Origin of the sequence: Streptomyces sp. 5-10 (assembly GCF_014712245.1) — a bacterium.
Classification (GTDB): Bacteria; Actinomycetota; Actinomycetes; order Streptomycetales; family Streptomycetaceae; genus Streptomyces; species Streptomyces violaceusniger.
Window position 1 is genome coordinate 1 of record NZ_JACVYG010000182.1, and the last position, 2,262, is coordinate 2,262.

At 72.8% G+C, this 2,262-nt stretch carries 1 protein-coding gene; it reads left to right on the forward strand.

The genetic code is table 11. From position 1 onward, the window contains the following. The coding region (locus IEJ02_RS47690) for an acyltransferase domain-containing protein (RefSeq protein WP_191070490.1) at positions 1–2,262 on the forward strand (2,262 nt) is incomplete at both ends.

Below are 2,262 nucleotides of genomic sequence, written 5' to 3' on the forward strand. Positions count from 1 at the left end.
TGGTCTGCGGGTGCGGTGTCGCTGTTGCGGGAGTCGGTGGAGTGGCCGGAGTCGGGGCGTCCCCGGCGGGCGGCGGTGTCGTCGTTCGGCTTCAGCGGGACGAACGCGCACACGATCATCGAGCAGGCCCCGGTCAGCGAGGACGAGGCCCCGCGCGAGGTGGCGGCGGCGCCTGGTGTGACGTCGTGGCCGCTGTCGGCGAAGACCGCCGACGCGCTGCGTGCGCAGGCTGGGCGGCTCCGTTCCTACCTGGACGAGCGGCCCGACGTCTCGCTCACCGACCTCGGCTACTCGCTCGCGACCACGCGCGCCGCGCTGGACCACCGCGCGGTGCTGGTGGCCGACGACCGTGAGGGCTTCCTGCGCGGTCTGGACGCCCTGGCACGCGGTGAGTCCGGCGCGGAGGTGATCCAGGGGTCGGCCGCGAGCGGCAAGGTGGCGTTCCTGTTCACGGGGCAGGGGAGTCAGCGGCTGGGGATGGGCCGTGAGCTGTACGACGCCTACCCGGTGTTCGCGGAGGCGCTGGACGCGGTCTGCGACGCGCTGGACGCCCACCTGGAACGGCCGCTGAAGAGCGTGCTGTTCGGCGAGGACGCCGAGACGCTGGACCAGACCGGGTTCACCCAGCCCGCGTTGTTCGCGGTTGAGGTGGCGCTGTTCCGGCTGGTTTCGGAGGCGTGGGGGCTGCGGCCCGATTTCCTCTCCGGCCATTCGATCGGCGAGCTGGCCGCCGCGCATGTGGCGGGTGTGCTGTCGCTGGCGGACGCGGCGAAGCTGGTGGCGGCGCGTGGGCGGTTGATGCAGGAGTTGCCCGCCGGTGGCGCGATGATCGCGGTGCAGGCGTCCGAGGACGAGGTCACGCCGCTGCTGACCGAGCGTGTCAGCATCGCGGCCGTCAACGGCCCGACCTCGGTCGTCATCGCGGGTGATGAGGGCGCGACGCTGGAGATCGCGGCGGGCTTCGAGGCGCGGGGTCGGAAGACCAAGCGCCTCACCGTCAGCCACGCCTTCCATTCGCCGCGTATGGACGGGATGCTGGAGGCGTTCCGTGAGGTGGCGCAGGGGCTGTCGTACGAGGCCCCGCGGATCCCGATCGTTTCCAACCTCACCGGGGACGTGGTCTCCGCCGAGGAGATCACGACCCCCGACTTCTGGGTGCGCCACGTCCGCGAGGCCGTCCGTTTCCTCGACGGTGTCCGGACGATGGAAGCCCAGGGCGTCACCACGTTCGTCGAGCTGGGCCCCGACGGTGTCCTCACCGCCATGGCCCAGGAGTGCGTCACCGACGCCGAGGCCGCTGGATTCGCCGCCGCGCTGCGGGCCGGTCGGCCCGAGGCGCGGGCGGTCCACGCCGCCGTGGCGCGGGCGTACGTCCGTGGTGTGGCCGTGGACTGGGCAGCCGTCTTCGCCGGTACGGGTGCGGCTCGGGTCGAGCTGACCGATCTGCCGACGTACGCCTTCCAGCGCCGTCGGTACTGGCCGCAGGCGTCGGCGTACGGCGTCGGTGGCACGGTGGGGCTCGGGCTCGCCGCCGTGGACCATCCGCTCGTGGGGGCCGCCGTACCGCTCGCGGGCGGCGACGGTGTGCTGCTGACCGGGCGGATCTCGGCCCAGACGCATCCGTGGCTGCTGGATCACGCCGTGATGGGCTCGGTGCTGCTGCCGGGTACGGCCTTTGTCGAGCTGGCGGTTCGCGCCGGTGACCAGGTCGGCTGTGACCAGGTGGAGGAGTTGACGCTGGAGGCGCCGCTGGTGCTTCCGGAGGTGGGCGGTGTCCAGCTTCAGCTGTCGGTGGGTGCGCCGGACGGTTCCGGCCGTCGTGCGTTCGAGGTGTACTCGCGGTTCGAGGACGCGCCCGCCGATGAGCCGTGGCTGCGCCACGCCTCGGGCGCGCTCGTGGAGGGAGCGCCGGCGGCGTCGTTCGACCTGAGCGCCTGGCCCCCGGCCGGTGCGACGCCGGTCGAGCTGGACGGTCTCTACGAGGGTTTGGCGGGCCTGGGGCTGGCCTATGGCCCGGTGTTCCAGGGGCTGAGGTCCGCCTGGCGGCTCGACGGCGAGGTCTACGCGGAGCTGGAGCTGCCGGAGGACGCGCAGTCCGAGGCCGGGCTGTTCGGTCTGCATCCGGCGCTGCTGGACTCGGCGCTGCACGCGGTCGGGCTCGGTGGCCTGATCGAGGGTGAGGGCGAGGGCGGGGCGCGGTTGCCGTTCTCGTGGTCTGGTGTGTCGTTGCACGCGGTGGGTGCTTCGGTGTTGCGGGTGCGG